This is a genomic window from Flavobacterium gillisiae (assembly GCF_900107635.1).
Lineage (GTDB): Bacteria > Bacteroidota > Bacteroidia > Flavobacteriales > Flavobacteriaceae > Flavobacterium > Flavobacterium gillisiae.
Genome location: NZ_FNRD01000008.1, coordinates 58,220 through 78,179, shown reverse-complemented (window position 1 = coordinate 78,179; position 19,960 = coordinate 58,220). Strand labels below are relative to the sequence as shown.

Here is a 19,960-nt window from a genome sequence, read left to right as displayed (position 1 = left end):
ATTTGAAAATTATAAATAAATTTTACCCGCACGCTTTAGCCATTCTTGGTTTTGTCCTTGTCTCTTTAATCTATTTTTATCCTGTTCTGCAGGGAAAACAAATTTACCAATCTGATATTGCTCAATATACGGGTATGGCCAAAGAGCAAAATGACTTTAGAGCCTCTGATCATGTCGAGCCTTTCTGGACAAATAGTGCTTTTGGTGGAATGCCTACCTATCAATTAGGGGCTAAGTATCCCTACGATTTTATTGGTGCAATAGACGACGCCTTGCGATTTTTACCACGTCCATCGGATTATTTATTTTTATACTTCTTGGGGTTTTATGGCTTGTTGTTAGTTTTAAAAACAGACCCACTAAAAGCCTTTTTTGGTGCATTAGCTTTTGGGTTCTCTACTTATCTGATTATTATACTTGGTGTAGGGCATAATGCTAAAGCGCATGCAATCGCTTATATGCCACTTGTGATTGCTGGTTTTATAATGGTGTACCGAAAAAAATATATTGTGGGTGGTTTGCTTACTATGTTTGCGACAGCATTAGAGATCAATGCCAATCACTTTCAAATGACTTATTATTTATTGATTTTCCTGCTGATCCTATCGGCTTATTTTATCTATTTAGATATTAAGGAGAAATCATATAAACCACTTTTAAATTCTCTTGGCGTTCTGGCAATTGCCGGGATATTCGCTATTGGTGCCAATGCTACAAACTTATTGGCAACTTCAGAATATGCTACTTTTAGTACCAGAGGTAAAAGCGAATTAAGCTTTAATCCTGATGGTTCAAAAAGCACTTCTTCAAGCGCTATGACTAGGGATTATATTACCGAATATAGTTATGGTCTGGCAGAAAGTTTCAATTTGATAGCGCCACGACTTTTTGGTGGATCAAATCACGAAGCACTAGGTAAAGACAGTAAAATGTATGAGTTCATGCTTGGGCAAGGAGTTACTGAAGGACAAGCAGCTGATTACGTAAAGGGAATGCCAACCTATTGGGGAGATCAGCCTATAGTAGCAGCACCAGCTTATATTGGGGCTATTGTTTTCTTCTTAGGAATTATAGCTTTATTTATTGATGAACGAAAAATTAAGTATGTTTTTCTCTCTGGAGCAATTACCGCATTATTACTTTCTTGGGGAAAAAATTTCCCAGTATTGACCGATTTCTTTATTGACTATGTTCCTATGTACAATAAGTTTAGAGCCGTCTCTTCGATACAGGTAATTTTAGAATTATGTTTCCCAGTTTTAGCAATTATGGGATTACAGTCGTTTTTTAAATTAGATAAAGAAATGCAATGGAAGGCGTTATGGCGTTCAGGAGCCGTAGCTTTAGGACTCATTGTGGCTTTGGTTTTAAGCAAAAGCATGTTTAGCTTTTCAGGAGCTAATGATGGATATTATCGAGAAAGTTACGGACCGGAATTTGTGGATGCGCTTAAAGGCGATAGAATGAGTTTGTATAGTGCAGATTTGCTGCGTTCTGGATTTTTTATCCTGCTAGCGGCCGGAGTTCTTTGGCTATTTATAAAAAATAAAATAGCTCAGAATACTGCAATAATTCTTGTGGGATTATTTATGGTTTCCGATTTGTTTTTTGTTGATAAAAACTATGTTTCATCAAAAGATTTTGTCAGTGGGAGAGAAGTTGAAGTTCCTTTTCAGGAAACTCCTTCGGATGCCATGATATTAAAAGATACTAGTCATTACCGCGTTTTTGAAGTAAGTGGTAATTTTTCGAGTGCGAGAGCCTCTTATTTCCATAAATCTATCGGGGGGTATCATGCCGCAAAACCGAGAAAAGTACAGCAGTTGTTTGATTACCAGATCGCTAAAAACAACATGGAAATTTTAAACATGCTGAATGTTAAATACATTATCCAGACCAATAAAGAAGGAAAAGAATTTCCAACTGTAAACCCTAATGCTAATGGGAATGCATGGTTTGTCAATGATGTCAAATTAGTTAATAAAGCTAATGATGAAATGAAATTGCTAAATGAGTTGGACACTAAACGTGCGGCTATTTTTAATATTCATTTGTACGGAGATAAATTTAAGAATGCCCGTTTAAAAAGAAATTTAGATACCTCAGGAACAATAAAAATAGATATATATAAGCCCAACTATATAAAATACACTTCGAGAAATAATAACGAAGGATTAGCGGTTTTTTCTGAAATCTATTATGAAAATGGATGGAACGCCTATATTGACGGTGTAAAAACGGAGCATTTTCCTGTTGATTATGTATTGAGAGCTTTGATTGTACCTGGAGGGGAACATACTATTGAATTCAAATTTGAACCACAAGTTATAAAAACAGGAAGTACTATTACCTTAATAAGTGCGGTAGGAATGTTATTGCTTTTACTGGGTGGGATTTATTATGAAAGAAAGAATAGATTTAAGAATGTTGATTAACGATTTTTGATTTAAGAGCTTTAGAGCGATTGGTCGTTAGTTTTATAATTCAACATTCATAGATAGTGGAAAACAAAAAAATCTTAATCATAACCTATTATTGGCCACCGGCAGGAGGACCAGGGGTGCAACGTTGGCTTAAATTTGTAAAATATTTGCCGGATTTTGGAATTCAACCTATAGTTTATGTTCCGGAGAATCCTACATATCCCATCGTTGATGAAAATTTAATAAAAGAAGTTTCTGATAAGGCAATTGTCTTGAAGCAAAAAATTTTCGAACCCTATCAATTGGCTTCTTTTTTTTCGAAAAATAAAACAAAAAAAATAAGTTCCGGAATTATTCCAAATCAGAAAAAACAGTCCTTTATGGATAAACTTTTTCTTTTGATAAGAGGAAATCTGTTTATTCCTGACGCCCGTTTTTTATGGGTAAAACCCTCTGTTTCTTATTTAGAAAAATACATTGTAGACAATAATATTAATACCATTATTACTTCAGGGCCACCGCATAGTTTACATCTCATCGGACTTGAATTAAAACAGAAGTTAGATTTAAAATGGTTTGCTGATTTTAGAGATCCTTGGACAACTATTGGTTATCATAAATCGTTGCGATTATCAAATTATGCCACTGAAAAGCATAAAATGCTAGAACGAAAAGTATTGAATACAGCAGATACTATTATTGTCACGAGCAAGACTACAAAAACGGAATTTGAAGCCATTACACGCAAACCTATTGCCGTAATTACAAATGGATATGATGTGGAGAATGTGGAAACACAGCCATTGGATACCAAGTTCAGTATGGCACACATTGGTTCATTTCTTTCGGAGCGAAATCCTATGATTTTATGGGAGAGTTTAGTGGAGTTAATTAATGAGGTTCCTGATTTTAAATCACATTTAGAGATAAAATTAATAGGAGCCGTAAGTCAGGAAGTTTTAGAAACGATTTCACAATTTGGATTGGATTCTTATTTGAATAATCTGGGATATGTTTCACATGGAGAAGCGATTGCTCATCAACGTAAATCACAAGTTTTGTTGTTGATCGAAATTGACTCTCAAGATACAAAAAGTATAATTCCGGGTAAATTATTTGAATATATGGTTTCCAATAGGCCAATTGTGGCTATCGGGCCCAAGAATTCTGATTTCGCGGAAATAATAACAACTACTAATACAGGGGTGTTTTTTAACTATTCAGAGAAAGTGAAGCTAAAAAGTGTAATTTTGGACTTTTACAATCAATTTTTGCAAGGTAAATTACAGGCAAATGGAGTAGGACTGCAACAGTATTCAAGAAAAAATCTAACTAAGGAATTAGCTGCTTTAATAAAGTAAGCTTTTAAAATCTAACATATAACTTCTAATCTCCGAATGGGAATAGTATTAAATCAGTCGTTAAAAAATACAATAATAACATATATCGGTTTCGGTATTGGGGCTATAAATACAATTTATTTATATCCCTTTTTTCTTGGTGCTACGTATTATGCATTAACTAATTATGTGCTTTCAGCATCCAGTATCATTATGCCGTTATTGGCTTTTGGAATGCAAAACACCTTGGTTAAGTTCTATTCTCAATGTAAAACAGAGCAGGAGCAATCACAGTTTTTGTCTTTTACCGTACTACTTCCTCTATTGCTAAGTATTCCATTAATTTCAATAGGCATTTTCTTTTATAGCGCTATTTCTGATTTTCTATCTAAGGAAAATCCAATAGTGAAGGATTACTTATGGTTAATACCATTCACTGGCTTATGCATGGCCTATTTCGAAATTTTCTACGCTTGGGCTAGAGTACATATGCACTCTGTCTTTGGGAATTTTATTAAAGAAGTGGGTTTGCGTTCCTTTTCTCTTCTTGCCCTGATTGCCGTATATTATAATTGGATTACAGTTATACAATTTGTTTATGTTACTGCAGGGATTTACTTCATTGCGTTCATAGTTACTATGTTGTATGCTTTTTATCTTAAAAAACCGGAGTTTCAGTTTTCAGTTCCTCATAATGTGAAGGATATAATGGTGTATACTTTTTTCATAATTTTGTCAGGTAGTGTAGCCACTTTGCTTTTAGATATTGATAAATTAATGCTGAATCAGTACATTAAAATTGAAAACATAGCCTATTATTCGGTGGCAACTTACATTGCTTTGGTTATTTCAGTTCCTAGCAGGGCGATGCACCAAATAGTGTATCCGATAACCGCAAAATTAATGCATGAGGATAAATTTGAAGATTTAAATGTGCTATATAAGAAGACCTCTATCAATCTTCAAGTCGTGGGTGGGTTTGTTATGTTGTGCATTTTTGTTAATATCAAGCAGTTGTATGAGATGGTTCCTGCGGAGTATGGTGGGGGAATTTTAGTTGTTTTTATGATTGGATTATCAAAGTATTTTGATTTGATATTAGGTAATAATAATGCAATAATTTTCAATACTAAATATTATCGTGCAGTTTTATTTCTCGGAGTGATTTTGGTTTTTCTAACTGTTGGTTTGAATATGATTTTCATCCCGATTTATGGTATTTTAGGCTCTGCGTTTGCGACTTTGTTATCAATAACCTTATATAGTTTAGCTAAATTAATGTTTGTGGTTAAAAGACTGCATTTGTATCCTTTTACAAAGCAAACCTTGTATTCGATGGCACTTACGCTTGTTTTATTTTTAATGTTTTATTTTTGGCAATTTCCTTTTATACCTATCATCGCCATCGCATTGAAATCAATTCTTGTTACTCTTGCCTATCTCTATGTCAACTATAAGTTTGTTATTTCGATTGAGATAAATGAAGTTATTGATAGTGTATTCAAGAAATTGAACATTAAATTGTAATATCAAAACTGTGAGAGGATTGCTAATATAATTATAAGCTTCTTTCATTTGTTAGATGATACCAAATCTTTCAAACCTATAGTTAATTGTGTTTTTGACCAATATTTAATCACTTTATCCTTTATCGACTTTTTTGCGCTAAAATTTCTTGGTTTCCCTTTCTTGTTATTTAGTTTTATAATATTTGTTTTTTTAGTAATACTATTTTATAGTTGTTGCTGTAGGACAGTAAATTTTACAAACTAATTGAATTATTGTGTAAGAATTATATTGGCTTTAAAAAATACATTTGTAGACATAAACTGAAAACCAGAAGTGTAGAAGAATATTAGGTCTTAAATATCACTAAAAGTGGGTATTGTGGTAGTCACTCTAAGTTCTTAATTTTGGGTTGTCATTATTGTTCGAGTAAAAACAATGTTGAAATTAAATCATATGATTATTATGAAGAACCAAGCATTAACTTTGGATGAGAATAGAATTAAGTTCTCAAAAATTATAACCGAAAAAATTAGTAAGGGTTTTGTAATAGAAGAGAGAAATGATAAGTTGCCTTTTGCTGTTTTATCAAAAAAAGGAATCAAAGTAAACCACAATATTAATTTTGTCTTTTCATGTGCTACATTGGGTTTGTGGTCAATTCCTTGGATGTACAAAAGTTTTATTTCTTCTCGCGAGAAAAGAATATTAGTTGCCATTGATGAAGATGGAAATGCATTTGAAGACAAATGTTTTTAATATATTTGTGTACGATTTAAATCAAAAATAATATTATACACCATTTTTTATGAAAAAAATTTTACTAACTCTAACAGTAATTTTATTCAATTTTTTTATTGCTTCTTCGCAAACGAATACCGCAACATCCATTGATTCTTTATCAATAAATAACGAATTGATTATACCGAAAAAAAACAATGTTAAAATCAGTTTAACGAGTCTTGTTTTTAAGAATTTTCAATTTCAATATGAAAGAAGTCTTACAAAACGTATAGGTTTTGTATTAGGATATAGTTTTATACCAAAAGGGAGTGTTCCTTTTAAAAGCCAAATAAATGATTTAGCATCAAGTGATCCTGATACGCAAAATATGTTTACTAATGCGGAATTAGGGTACACTGCAATCACACCTGAAGTTCGATTTTATTTGGGTAAAGGATATGGTAAAGGATTTTATATTGCCCCTTTTTATAGACATTTACAATACGATATTACCGGTGTGAATTTTACTTATACAACTGATCTAGGCGGTCAAGCTGATATCGATATGGGAGGTAAACTCTCGGCAAATACGTTTGGATTACAATTTGGAGCACAATTCAATTTAGGTAAAAATCTTATTTTAGATTGGTGGATCATCGGACCTCATTATGGTACTTCGAAAGGGGATTTTGTAGGTGTCACTGATGGGACGTTATCTACTTTTGAACAAGCAGAACTGCAAAAGGAGTTAGATAAAATAGAGCTTCCTTTATCTGATGTTAATGCCAAAGCGAATGCAAATGGAGCAACATTAAATATTAGTGGGCCGTGGGGAGGAATTCGTAGCGGTTTAAGTTTAGGATATAGATTCTAGAGAATATATAAAAAAGCAGAAAAATCAGTTACGATTTTTCTGCTTTGTTTTTATAGTTTTAAGGCTGTTTTTAAGTAAGTGCCAGTAATGGATTTTTTGTTTTTTACAATTTCCTCTGGTGTTCCTACAGCTAGTAATTGCCCTCCATTTTCTCCGCCTTCAGGTCCTAAATCAATAATCCAATCTGCACATTTTATAAGGTCTAAATTGTGTTCTATTACCATTATCGAATGTCCTTTCTCTATCAGCGCATCAAAAGAGGCTAAAAGTTTCTTTATATCATGAAAATGCAATCCTGTTGTAGGTTCGTCAAATACAAACAATGCTTTTTCTTTTGTCGCTCCTTTTACCAGAAAAGAAGCTAGTTTTATTCTTTGGGCTTCACCACCAGAAAGAGTAGAAGAGGATTGTCCTAATTGAACATACCCCAAACCAACATCTTGCAATGGTTTTAATTTCTGTGTGATTTTTTGTTGGGCATTAGTTTCGAAAAAAGCAACTGCATCATCGATTGTCATGGTCAGAATATCATTGATATTTTTTCCGGCAAAAGTAACTTCAAGTACTTCCTTCTTAAATCGTTTGCCGTTGCAGGTTTCGCAAGGTAGCTGAACATCGGCCATAAAAACCATTTCTACATTGATGGAACCTTCTCCTTTACAAGTTTCGCATCGACCGCCATCTACATTGAAAGAAAAATGTTTTGGGAGATATCCTCTTATTTTTGATAATTTCTCTTTTGCATACAATTCTCTAATGTCATCATAAGCCTTGATGTAGGTTACTGGATTAGAACGGGAGCTTCTCCCTATCGGATTTTGATCTACATACTCTATATGCTTTATTTGTGAAAAAGAGCCTGATATCTCACTAAACTGACCTGCTTTTTCGCCTGCGTTATCTAGTTTCTTTTGCATTGCAGGAAACAGGATCTTCTTGATTAGCGTACTTTTTCCACTTCCGGATACACCTGTAATTACAGTTAATACGTCTAATGGGAAAGTAACATCAATATTTTGCAAGTTATTTTCTCTCGCCCCTTTTATTTCAATAAAATTTTTGAATTTTCTACGTTTTTTAGGAATGGAAATTTCTAAATCTCCGTTGAGATATTTGGCAGTTAGCGAAGTTGATTTTAAAATTTCTTCAAAGGTACCTTGAGCTACTAATTCTCCACCGAATGAACCAGCTTCTGGACCAATATCAATAATCATGTCAGCAGCTTTCATAATATCCTCATCGTGTTCAACAACTATTACCGTATTGCCTAAATCACGCAATGATATCAAGACTTTTATTAATCGTTCCGTATCTTTTGGGTGTAACCCAATACTCGGCTCGTCCAAAATATACATCGATCCTACTAAACTACTTCCTAGTGAAGTAGCCAAGTTAATACGTTGCGACTCTCCACCTGAAAGTGTAGCAGAATTTCTATTTAAGGTTAAGTAATCTAAACCTACTTCAGTTAAAAAAGACAATCTGTTATTGATTTCTAATAGCAAACGTCTTGCAATCTGTTTTTCATAGACATCCAATTCGATTCCTTCGAAAAAAGTCACTAAATGCTTTATTGGCAAATCCACTAAGTCAGAAACCGTTTTTGAATTGATTTTTACATAAGAAGCTTCAATGCGCAAACGCTTTCCTTTGCAGGAATGGCACTTGGTTTTACCGCGGTAACGACTAAGCATGACGCGATTTTGTATTTTATAATTTTTTTCTTCTAGTTCTTTAAAAAAATCATTTAGACCTTGAAAATATTGGTTTCCTTTCCATATCAACTCTTTCTGTTCTTCGGTCAATTGATAGAAAGGTTTGTGAATAGGGAAATCAAATTTGTAAGCGTTGTTTACTAGTTCATCACGGAACCAACTCATACTTTCTCCCCTCCAAGGGAAAATGGCATTCTCATATACAGATAAAGAGGTGTTCGGGGTAACTAGTTCAGCATCGATACCTATTATGTTTCCATATCCTTCACATACGGGACAAGCACCGTAAGGATTATTGAAACTAAACAAGTGTACATTTGGCGCCAAGAAAGTGATTCCGTCGAGTTCAAAATTATTGGAATAAGAAAACCTTGTGTCTGAATTTAATTCTTGTAAATGACAGATGCCTTTTCCTTCATAGAAAGCGGTTTGTACCGCATCTGCAAGACGATTATAGAATTCCTCTTCGTCTTTTACTACAATTCGGTCAATGATTAGCAATATATCTTTATTGTCAAGTGTATGCTGATCGATTTCGTCTAAACGAATCATTTGATTGTCAACTAAAATTCGAGCAAACCCTTGATGCAGTAATGCTTTTAGTTTATCCTCTAGTTTGCGCCCTTCTTCGAGATGAATTGGAGCAAGGAGTAGCCATTTACTCTCTAAATCAAATTTTTTGACGTCAGAAACAACATCAGTAACCGTGTTCTTTTTTACTTCTTGACCTGAAATTGGTGAAAAGGTTCTCCCAATTCGGGCAAATAGCAATTTCATATAATCATAGATCTCAGTAGAAGTTCCCACTGTAGAACGGGCGTTTGTAGTGTTTACTTTTTGCTCAATGGCAATCGCAGGTGCAATACCTTTGATATATTCTACTTTAGGTTTGTCTAACCTTCCCAGGAATTGTCTGGCATAAGACGATAAACTTTCTACATAACGGCGTTGCCCCTCAGCATATAAAGTATCAAAGGCCAAACTGGATTTTCCGGAACCGGAAAGACCTGTAATAACAACTAATTTGTTGCGTGGAATCACAACATCCACATTCTTTAAATTGTGTACTTGCGCCCCTTTTATAATTATGTTTTTCTTTGGATCTATTTTGGAAAAGTCAACTTGCATAAAAAATAATGTATTTTCACAAAAGTAATCAATTTTGAACAGAGAAAAGGGATTGAACAAATCACAAATTTTAGCTAATTCTATTATTTTAAATTAGTTTTGGATTTAGAATCCTAATTTTTCTTGCCATGTCGTTTAAAAAAGAACTTTCTCACGATAATTTCCGTTTTTAGTTTTATTTTTGAAATGTAATAAAATCCTCATCCATTGAAAACAAATTTTTTTATACTTTTCTTTTTACTTACTTCTTTTGCTTTTTCACAGGAGTTGCCTCCAATTGTGAAATACACACCGAATTTCTACGGTGCAGGAAATCAAAATTGGATGATTTCTCAGGATCAAAATCATTATTTATTCTTTGCAAACAATGAAGGACTTTTGGAATATAATGGTTCTAACTGGAAGCTATATCCATCTCCTAATGAAACAATAATTCGTTCTGTAAAAGTAATAGACAATAAAATTTATACGGGGAGTTACATGGAATTTGGTTTTTGGACAAGAAAATCAGATGGACAACTTAAGTACACTTCGTTAAGTCAAACCATAAAAAATAAAATTCTCGACGACGAGCAATTTTGGAATATATTAAATTTAGATCAGTGGGTAATATTTCAGTCGTTGAATAGAATATATATCTATGATTCGAAGGCTGGCACTTTTAAAATCATTTCGCCTAAGACAGGCGTAAATAAATCGTTTAAAACAAATAATTCTATTTATTTTCAAACGATTGCTGGAAAGCTTTTTGAAATTGAAAGTGGTAAAGGACGATTAGTTTCTGAGGAGCCTATTTTGATAAAGAATAGAATAATCAATATTATCTCTATCAATGAGGGACTTTTAATCCAGACCCAATTAAATGGATTTTATACGCTAATAGGAAGTGATTTGTCTAAGTTTTCAACTGAAGCAGATGTCCAGTTGTCAGTAAGCAGTGTGTATAGTAGTCAATTGCTTTCGGATGGTACGATTGCAATTGGTACAGTATCGAATGGAATTTTTATTATAAATAGCGTCGGTAAAATAATATATCATATAACGCAAAGTCAAGGACTGAGTAATAATACCGCATTATGCTTGTTTGAAGATGCAGATAAAAATCTTTGGGCTGGTCTAGACAATGGTATAAACTGTATTAACCTTCAGTCGCCTATTCATAATTTTGTTGATAATACAGGTGTTCTGGGAACAGTTTATTGTTCTAAATTGTATAATGGTAAATTATATATTGGAACAAATCAAGGGTTATTCTACAAAAACTATCACAGTAGTGATTTTTTTAAATTAATTTCAGGGACTAAAGGTCAGGTGTGGTCTTTATTTGAATATGACGGAAGTTTATTTTGTGGTCATGACTCAGGAACATTTGTTGTAGGAGACGGTACTGCAAAAAACATCTTTCCTTTTTCTGGAACGTGGAAGTTTGAAGCTGTTCCACATAAAAAAGACTTATTGCTTCAAGGAAATTACTATGGTATTTCAGTATTAGAAAAAATCAATAATCAATGGACTTTTAGAAACAAAATTGCAGGTTTTGACTATTCATCAAAGTATTTTGAAATTTTAAACACAAATGAAATATATATCAGTCATGAATATAAAGGTGTTTTTAGATTGCAATTAGACAATAAATTTTCGAAAGTAAGTTCTTTTACTTCTTATGAAACTCCAAAAAAAGGAAAAAATGCCAGTTTAGTAAAATTTAATAATAAAATCTATTACGCTTACAAAGAAGGTGTTTTCAAGTTAAATGATAAAACCAAGCTATTTGAAAAAGATAAGTTATTAAGTGCTGTTTTTGAAAAAGACGAATATACATCGGGGAAATTGATTTTAGATGATTCGAATAAAATCTGGTTGTTTTCAAAAAATTATATTCATTATTTTTCTTTGAGTAAAATTAATAACCAGCTAAAGCAAAATGTGATTTCTATTCCTTCGTCATTGACCAATTCAATGTTGGGGTATGAAAACATAGCGCAGTTGTCAAAGTCTGAGTACCTTATAGGAACAACTGATGGTTATTATATCATGAATATTAATGATCTTAGTTTTAAAAACTATACTATTTCAATAGCTAACATAGCTATAAACAAACTGAATGAAACCATTGTTAGTCAGTCAATCAAAGAAAATGGGGAGTTTAAGTACGATGACAATAACATTAGCTTTAGTTATACTGTGCCGGAGTACAATAAATATATTAATGTTGAGTACCAGTATTTATTAAAAGGATTTCAAGACCAGTGGAGTGAATGGAGTGCAAAGCCTACAGTAAATTTTAAAAACTTGCCGCCGGGTGATTATTCCTTTAAAGTTAAAGCAAAATTTGCGAATGCAACTTTAGATAATACCGCCATATACTCGTTTACGATTCTTAAACCTTGGTATCGAACTAACTTTGCGATTTTTATATATCTCGTTTTCATCCTGGTAATGGGGTATTATATTCATAAAGCATATAGGAATTATTATCATAAACAGAAGGAAAAGCTGATTGAAGAAAACAATCTTTTATTAGAGATAAAAGAATTAGAGAATGAACAGCAGATGATGCGAATTAGAAACGAACAACTTTCTCAGGATGTAGATTCTAAAAGTAGAGAATTAGCAGTATCAACGATGAGTTTAAACAGTAAAAATGAATTGTTAGCTTACATCAAAGAAGATTTGAAGAAAACAAATGAAAATGAAAGCAGAAGTATAAAATCAGTCATTTCAACGATTAATAAAAACATTTCCAAGGACGATACTTGGAATGTCTTTAAAGAAGCTTTTGACAGTGCTGACAAAGATTTCTTGAAAAAAATAAAATTGGCTCATCCTTCTTTAACCCCAAATGATCTTAGACTTTGTGCCTACCTAAGATTGAACCTCTCTTCTAAGGAAGTTGCTCCATTATTGAATATTTCTGTACGCAGTGTCGAAATTAAAAGATACCGTTTGAGAAAAAAAATGGAGTTGTCTCATGAACAAGGTCTTGTAGAGTATATTTTAGCTGTATAGTTTTTCTTATATACAGCTAAAAAAACTAAATTATACTCTTGATACAAAGCTGGATCCAAGTAAATACATTTTTGCTTGGTATTTTGAAGGGGTACTTATTCCTAATGCGATTAATAGTACTTATGATGCCAATAAAATAGAGAAGTATGCTGTAGAAGCTACGAATCTTGTGACTGGACGTACTTCTTTAGTTGGTTATGCCACCACCATAAGTAAATTTGTAAAAGGGGAGGATTTATTAATACAACAAGGAGAAGCATTTACTGACAACCGTACAATTACAATCAAACGATTATTGGTTTTCTACCGATTATATTGAAAATGGAGTTAATAAAAACTTTAAGTCTCATTTTACCTTAAAACGATAGCGTTTAACTTCTATTAAAAATGGATGTTCTAACAAATTTTAGTAAGCATGCTATTATTGACTAAAAAAAACATTTTTAATTTCCGTCAAAAAGAACTAACCAGTAGTTTTAAATTATGACATCCTTTATCTTCTTATATCCAGTGATTCTTTGGTAGGTATGTAATTGGTTTTTATTTAATCGATATTTGTTTGCGTGTAATTGGATCATCTGCTTCATCAAGACGATAAATTCGATAGGTCGAAAATAATTTCACCCTAATATTTTAACTATTATTTTAATATATAATCATTTTATGATTCATTATGAAATGATGGTTAAAATGCCCAAAGAACCATTTTTATTAGACTCGTATCGATATCCAAAGCTCATTTTTAAATGTTAAAATTTTTGGGTTTTGTGGTGTTTTGGTCAATAGTTAATCGAATAGATTATTTTTTCATTATTTGAATTGTATAGTTACTAATAAAAAGGGACAATAAAACTATACATTACCACAACATTCACGTTGTAGTAGCTATTTTTCCTTATATCATGTGTGAATGTCTCATTCCTAAATCCTTAGTAAACTCGTATGTTTTTATCAAAATGAATAAAAATATGTGTTTTTTTTTGCGATGTATGTTTTTTGTAAAGGTAATTTTTAACAGATTGTTTTGTTTCTGTCTTATTTTTATAATTCACAAAAAACATAAATTATGAAGTCGAATTATCTATTAATTATTTTTCTATTCCTCTCTACTTTTGGTTTCGCCCAGAGTTTTGATATTGGAGGAACTGTAAAAGAAAACAGTTCTGGTTTATCAATACCAGGAGTAAATGTTCAAATTAAAAATACCAATAAAGGAGTCTCAACTGATTTTGATGGTAAATTTTCTTTAAAAGGAATTCCATCAGGTTCTGTTGTTGTTTTTACGTTTATTGGATATAAAACATTTGAATATAAAGTAACGGCTAGTAATAATAATATGAGCGTCTTGATGCAAGACGATGCTAAAGCTTTAGACGAAGTTGTTGTTATTGGTTATGGTAGTCAAAAAAGAAGAGAAATTACTGGTGCTGTTTCTGTTGTAGACAGTAAGACACTAGAAATTTTAAAGCCTGTTAAAATTGAGCAAGCCTTACAAGGAACAGTTTCGGGTGTGAATGTTACGACACAATCTGGTTCCCCGGGTGCTGCGTTAGATATTAGAATTCGTGGTATCGCTACAAATGGTGAAAACCGTCCGACGACTATTATTGATGGTTATGTTGGAGAATTAGGATTGTTGAATCCTAATGACATTGAGTCAATTACAGTTCTTAAAGATGCTCAAGCCGCCATATATGGTACTATCGGTGCCAATGGAGTTATCTTAATAACGACCAAAACAGGAAAAAAGAATTCGAAATCTAGAATTTCTTATAACACCTATACTGGTTTTCAAGAAACTTCTCAAAAATTAAATTTATTAAATGCTACTGAATATGCGTTGTTGCTTAATGAAAGCTACGCAAATGGTGGTAAAGCATTACCTTATACTAATGTAAGCGGTTTAGGGAAAGGCACTAATTGGCAAAATGAAGTTATCAGTAAAGGTGTTCCTATCATCAATCACGATTTATCTATTTCTGGTGGTTCTGATAAAGTTACGTATGCAGTAAGCGGTTCTCATTTAGACCAAGAAGGAATTGTAGGTCAAAGTAAATCTGGTTTTTTAAGAAATACTGCCAGAGTCTCTTTAAATGCCGATGTAAGTGATAAATTAAAACTGAAAACCAATGTTATTTATACTTATTTTAACCGCAAAACGTTAAGTGAAAATGGATTAGGTTCTGTTTTGTTTAATGCGTTAAATATTCCTTCTACATTGAGTCCTTATAATGCGAATGGTGATTTTACAGTAGTGCCAAACACAACAGGATTAGGAAATGAAATTATCAATCCATTGGCGCAAGTTGCCAATACGAATAACGATTACAATTTCAAAAAATTAAACGGAAACTTTGGATTAGAGTACAAACTAATAGATGGTTTGGTATTGTCTAGTTCTATGGGATTTAATAGTTCAAATAGTAAATCAAGAGATTTTGCAAAACAAATCAGTTACGGAGGAAAAGTATTTGATGTTGTTAGAAGTTCTGTTACTCAAGGTGCAGTAAATGATAATAATTATTCGTTTGATGCCTTTGCTACCTATACTAAGAAAATTGCTGACCACAATTTTGTAACCACAATTGGTAACACTATTTTTAAAGAATGGGGTAGCGGTTTGTATGCTACAGGATATGATGTTCCTAATAATTCATGGGATTATGCTGATATTTCGTTAACCACAGGAATATTAGATGCTAAAACCAATAGCGCTTACTCATACGATGAAAGACGTCTTTCTTATTTTGGAAGAATGCAATATGATTTCAAAGGGAAATACCTTTTGTCAGGGATGATAAGACGTGATGCTTCTACTAAATTTGGTACAGGTAATAAAGTAGGTTACTTTCCTTCTTTTACTGCAGGATGGGTAATTTCAGATGAAGGCTTTTTTGGTGAAGACAAGAAAATCAATTTCATGAAATTAAGAGCTAGTTATGGTACATTAGGAAATGACCAAATACCAAATAATGGTTATGTAAGTTTATTATCTGGAGAAGCAACCTATGTTTTTGACGGTTCTTTGGTTAATGGTACTGCAACAGGTCAAATTGCTAATCCTGACTTGAAATGGGAAGAGGCAAGAAAATTTGATGTTGGATTGGATTTAAAATTATTCAATAATAAAGTTTCTATTGTAACGGATTATTTTATTGATACTCGTAAGGATTTATTAATTCCTAACATTCCTGTTTCAGGAATTACAGGAAATTATGCTCCAGGAGCTTCTGCACCTACAGTTAATGCAGGTACAGTTCGCAATTCGGGGCTTGAATTCTCTGTAGATTATAAAAATAAATTTTCGGAAAATTTTAATATGAGTGTAGGGTACAATGTTACTTTCTTGAAAAATGAAGTTTTGGAAGTGAACAACGGTACTGGATTTATCGAAGGTGGCTCTTTCGGAGTTGGACAACCCTCTCCGTCTAGAATGCAAGTAGGATTGCCAATTGGGTATTTCTACGGATACAAAACGGATGGTGTTTTTCAAAATCAAGCAGAAATTAATGCGCATCCTTCACAAGTAGCTTTAGGTGCTAATGCTGCTCCTGGTGATATTCGTTTTGTGGATGTGAATAATGATGGTGTTATTAATTCTAGTGATAGAACGAATATTGGAAATCCAATACCTACAGCGACAATGGGTTTCAATTTGCAAATGAATTATAAAAATCTTGATTTTGCTGTTTATACTTTCGCTTCGGTAGGGAATGATATGGTAAGAAACTATGAAAGAACATTATCTGATGCAAATCGTCTAAATTATGTTTTGGACAGATGGACAGGAGAAGGTACTAGCAATTCTGTTCCAAGAGTAACGACTGGAGCGACTGCTAACAATGTTTTCTCTGATTATTTTGTAGAGGATGCTTCGTACTTGAGAATCCAAAACATTCAATTAGGATATACTTTAAATCCTGAAGTATCTGAAATCGTCAAAATAACAAAATTACGTTTATATGCTGGAGTAAATAATTTGTACACCTTCACTAAATACAAAGGTTTTGACCCAGGAGCTTCAAACGGTAACCCAATAGGTGGTGGAATCGATTACGGTTTTTATCCTGTTCCTAGAACCTTTTTGTTAGGTCTAAATATTAATTTCTAATTCAACTTAAGATGAAAAAGTACATATATATATCAATTACAGCAGTAGCGCTCTTTTCGTTGCTAACTGTTTCATGTAGCGATGATTTTGTTAATCGCGACCCAGTTTACTCTATTGATTCTGAAAATTATTTCAATTCAAAAACAGATTATGAAAATGCTTTAGTAGCTGCTTATGATCCACTTCAATCATCGTATGTAAACGTAATGTTAGGGGAGATAGCTTCTGATAATACCCTAGCAGGTGGAGAAAGTCAAACAGATGTTATCGGTTTTCAACAAATTGATGACATGATTCATACGCCAGTAAATAGCAATTTGAGAGATATCTGGAATTGGATGTTTGCAGGTGTAAGCAGAGCCAATTATATTTTAGAATTTCAAAATAAAACCACATTCGAGGGTAAAACACAAATCATTGCCGAAGCTCGTTTTTTAAGAGCTTACTATCAATTCGAATTGGTAAAATGGTTTGGTGGAATTCCATTAAAAGGAGATGCTCGTTTCAAAATTGGAGATGAGAAAACTATTGCCCGTTCTTCAGTGGCAGATGTTTATGCGGCAATTGAAGCTGATTTAGTTTACGCTTCGGCTAATTTAAATGCCACTGCTTCACAAAAAGGAAGAGCAACTAAAGGAGCTGCGCTAGCTTTATTAGGAAAAGCGTATTTATATCAAGATAAATTTGCAAAAGCGGCTACCACTTTTGATAGCGCTATTGGATTACAAAAATACTCTTTAGTAGCAGACTATAATTCAATATTTGAATCTGAAGGTGAAAACGGTCTTGAATCAGTTTTTGAAGTACAATACACAGATGTGGAAGGTGCTGGATTTGGTTGTCTACAGTGTAGTGAAGGAAATGTAGCAGTTGGTTTTAACGGACCTAGAAATTACAGTGGAACTTTATTTACTTCAGGATTTAGTTTTAATGTACCTACATCTAAAATTGTTAATGCTTTTGAAGTAGGTGACAATCGTAAGGATGTTGCCATTTTGGACATGAAAGATTGGGGATTAAAAACTGGTGCAACTTACGGAAAAGGGTATGAAGACACAGGTTATTTTAATAGAAAATACATTCCAAGAAAAAGAAGTGCCTCAGCAGCAGGAGATTTGAATTTGACTAATCCTAATAATTACAGAGCTATTCGTTATGCTGATGTGTTATTAATGGCGGCTGAAGCTTATAATCGTGGTAAACTTGATGATGCAAAAGCAAGAGGATACTTAAATCAAGTAAGAAGAAGAGCTTTTGGAGATTTAAATCATGATATTTCTTCTTCAGGGGATGCTTTAACTGATTTTATTTTGGCAGAAAGAAGATTGGAATTAGTAGGTGAAGGACACCGTTTCTTTGATTTAGTTCGTACTGGTAAAGCGGCTAAAGAAATACCTGGATTTACCGCTGGTAAAAACGAATTGTTTCCAATACCAATTGAAGAAATTCAATTTTCTAGTGGAAACTGGAAACAAAATCCTAACTATTAAAAATCAATATCATGAAAAATATAAAATATATAACAAGTCTTATCGTGGCTGCGCTAGTTTTTAGTTGCTCAACAGAGAATGATCTGATTGATTTAGATACTCTTGGAGCGCCAACTAATATCTCAGCATTGACCACAGTGACTCAGGATAATACCGGAAAAGTAACTTTTTTACCTCGTGGGGAAGGTGTTACACAATATGAAATCTATTTTGGAGATGGAACTACGACTCTAGCTTCTGTAAGTGCGGGAGGAACCGTAGATCATACTTATAAAGAAGGGATTTATGATGCCAAAATTATAGGGACTACCCTAAACGGTAAAAGAACAGAAGTAGTTCAAAGAGTGGTTGTTTCTTTTAAAGCACCAGAAAAATTAGTTGTCACTATTGAAAATGATTTGTCAGTTTCTAAAAAAGTAAATGTAAAAGCAACGGCGGATTATGCTTTGTTTTACGATGTTTATTTTGGTGAAGCTGGGAAACCAGAGCCAGTAACAGCTAATAATGGAGAGTCACTTTCTTATACTTACCAAAATGCTGGGGTTTATACCATCAGAGTGGTTTCTAAAAGTGCTGCCGTTAAAACTACCGAATTTACTAAGGTGTTTACAGTAACTGTAGTGAATAAGCCTTTTACTTCTGCAGCGACTCCTCCTAATAGACAAGCATCAGATGTGATTTCTATTTACAGTTCAAAATATACAGATGTTACTGGAACGAATTACTTCCCAGATTGGGGACAAGCGGGTCAAGGTAGTAGCTGGACAGAATTTGATTTGAACGGTGATAAAATGCTTAATTATATTAAGTTGAGTTACCAAGGAATAGCTTTAGCTGATGGAAAAACTGTTAATGTAACAGGAATGGAATTCATTCATATGGATGTTTGGACAGTAGATTTACAAAAGCTAGAAACGTCTTTGATTAGCAAAACTAATGGGGAGAAACCAGTAGTAAAAAACTTAGTTGCTAATCAATGGAATAGTATTGATATTCCAATTTCAGCTTTTACAAGTCAAGGGTTAACTGTTGCTGATATTTTTCAATTGAAATTTGTAGGTACACCATGGGCAGCAGGAAGTGTGTTTATTGACAACATCTATTTCTATAAAGCTCCTACTGCATTAATTGAAATGCCAATTGATTTTGAATCGACTACTTTGACATATCCATGGGCTGGTTTTGGAGCTGCTGATTTTAGTGGCATACCAGTTTCTGTAGTAACAAATCCTGACAAAACAGGAAATAATGTTTCGAATAAAGTGGTTAAAATAGAAAAAACTGCAGGAGCGCAAGTTTGGGCAGGAGCAAGTTTGAATTTAGATTCAAAAGTTGATTTTTCTAAAGGAACTAAAGTAAACGTAAATGTTTGGTCACCTAAGGCAGGAGCAAAAATATTATTAAAAATGGAAGTCTCAACATCTCCAAAAGATGGAAATGGAAATCCAACTGTTTTTGTAGAGGTTGAAGCCACTGCTACTGTTGCTAATTCTTGGCAAGTACTAACCTTTGATCTTACTAGTTTTGCGGCATTTAAAACGACAAACGCTTATGACAGAGTAATATTATTTCCTGACTTTAATGTAAGTGGTACTGGAACAAGTTATTATTTTGACGACATTAAACAATCCAACTAAAAAT

At 33.1% G+C, this 19,960-nt stretch carries 10 protein-coding genes; 9 read left to right on the top strand and 1 reads right to left on the bottom strand.

Annotated features, from left to right (window positions below; genetic code table 11):
• The first annotated feature begins 2 nt into the window (after positions 1 to 2).
• The 5 genes from BLV35_RS12015 (at position 3) to BLV35_RS11995 (ending at position 6,866) form a co-directional block, all read left to right on the top strand.
• Positions 3 to 2,435 (top strand): YfhO family protein, encoded by a 2,433-nt coding sequence (locus BLV35_RS12015; RefSeq protein WP_091090274.1) that lies wholly within the window; start codon positions 3 to 5, stop codon positions 2,433 to 2,435.
• A 65-nt stretch (positions 2,436 to 2,500) separates the two neighbouring features.
• Positions 2,501 to 3,784 (top strand): glycosyltransferase family 4 protein, encoded by a 1,284-nt coding sequence (locus BLV35_RS12010; protein WP_091090270.1) that lies wholly within the window; start codon positions 2,501 to 2,503, stop codon positions 3,782 to 3,784.
• A 36-nt stretch (positions 3,785 to 3,820) separates the two neighbouring features.
• Complete coding sequence (locus tag BLV35_RS12005; protein WP_091090266.1) at positions 3,821 to 5,290, top strand: lipopolysaccharide biosynthesis protein; 1,470 nt, start codon at positions 3,821 to 3,823, stop codon at positions 5,288 to 5,290.
• Between the two features lie 444 nt (positions 5,291 to 5,734).
• Positions 5,735 to 6,028 (top strand): hypothetical protein, encoded by a 294-nt coding sequence (locus BLV35_RS12000; protein WP_091090694.1) that lies wholly within the window; start codon positions 5,735 to 5,737, stop codon positions 6,026 to 6,028.
• A 49-nt stretch (positions 6,029 to 6,077) separates the two neighbouring features.
• On the top strand, positions 6,078 to 6,866 hold the full coding sequence (locus BLV35_RS11995) for a hypothetical protein (protein ID WP_091090263.1): 789 nt from the start codon (positions 6,078 to 6,080) through the stop codon (positions 6,864 to 6,866).
• A gap of 50 nt (positions 6,867 to 6,916) precedes the next feature.
• Here the strand turns inward: BLV35_RS11995 and uvrA are convergent, their stop codons facing one another.
• A complete protein-coding gene (gene uvrA / locus BLV35_RS11990; protein WP_091090260.1) occupies positions 6,917 to 9,709 on the bottom strand; it encodes an excinuclease ABC subunit UvrA in 2,793 nt (930 codons plus the stop codon).
• A 207-nt stretch (positions 9,710 to 9,916) separates the two neighbouring features.
• On the opposite strand from uvrA, the gene BLV35_RS11985 reads away from it, so the two are divergent.
• From BLV35_RS11985 to BLV35_RS11970, 4 genes are all read left to right on the top strand, one after another.
• The gene (locus tag BLV35_RS11985) at positions 9,917 to 12,718 is read left to right on the top strand and encodes a helix-turn-helix and ligand-binding sensor domain-containing protein (protein WP_091090259.1); all 2,802 of its coding nucleotides are present in this window, start codon (positions 9,917 to 9,919) and stop codon (positions 12,716 to 12,718) included.
• A 1,066-nt stretch (positions 12,719 to 13,784) separates the two neighbouring features.
• Positions 13,785 to 16,829 (top strand): SusC/RagA family TonB-linked outer membrane protein, encoded by a 3,045-nt coding sequence (locus BLV35_RS11980; RefSeq protein WP_091090256.1) that lies wholly within the window; start codon positions 13,785 to 13,787, stop codon positions 16,827 to 16,829.
• An 11-nt stretch (positions 16,830 to 16,840) separates the two neighbouring features.
• Positions 16,841 to 18,319 carry a RagB/SusD family nutrient uptake outer membrane protein gene (locus BLV35_RS11975; RefSeq protein WP_091090252.1) on the top strand — a complete coding sequence of 493 codons (1,479 nt, stop codon included), beginning with the start codon at positions 16,841 to 16,843 and terminating at the stop codon, positions 18,317 to 18,319.
• A gap of 11 nt (positions 18,320 to 18,330) precedes the next feature.
• Positions 18,331 to 19,956: a hypothetical protein gene (locus BLV35_RS11970; protein ID WP_091090249.1), complete on the top strand. Its 1,626-nt coding sequence runs from the start codon at positions 18,331 to 18,333 to the stop codon at positions 19,954 to 19,956.
• Positions 19,957 to 19,960 lie beyond the last annotated feature (4 nt).

What these genes read in the sequence shown, in the direction of transcription:
- BLV35_RS11970 (WP_091090249.1), top strand. Translation starts at nt 18,331, where the DNA reads ATGAAAAATATAAAATATATAACAAGTCTTATCGTGGCTGCGCTAGTT.
- BLV35_RS11995 (WP_091090263.1), top strand. Translation starts at nt 6,078, where the DNA reads ATGAAAAAAATTTTACTAACTCTAACAGTAATTTTATTCAATTTTTTT.
- BLV35_RS12005 (WP_091090266.1), top strand. Translation starts at nt 3,821, where the DNA reads ATGGGAATAGTATTAAATCAGTCGTTAAAAAATACAATAATAACATAT.
- BLV35_RS12000 (WP_091090694.1), top strand. Translation starts at nt 5,735, where the DNA reads ATGAAGAACCAAGCATTAACTTTGGATGAGAATAGAATTAAGTTCTCA.
- BLV35_RS11980 (WP_091090256.1), top strand. Translation starts at nt 13,785, where the DNA reads ATGAAGTCGAATTATCTATTAATTATTTTTCTATTCCTCTCTACTTTT.
- BLV35_RS11975 (WP_091090252.1), top strand. Translation starts at nt 16,841, where the DNA reads ATGAAAAAGTACATATATATATCAATTACAGCAGTAGCGCTCTTTTCG.
- uvrA (WP_091090260.1), bottom strand. Translation starts at nt 9,709, where the DNA reads ATGCAAGTTGACTTTTCCAAAATAGATCCAAAGAAAAACATAATTATA.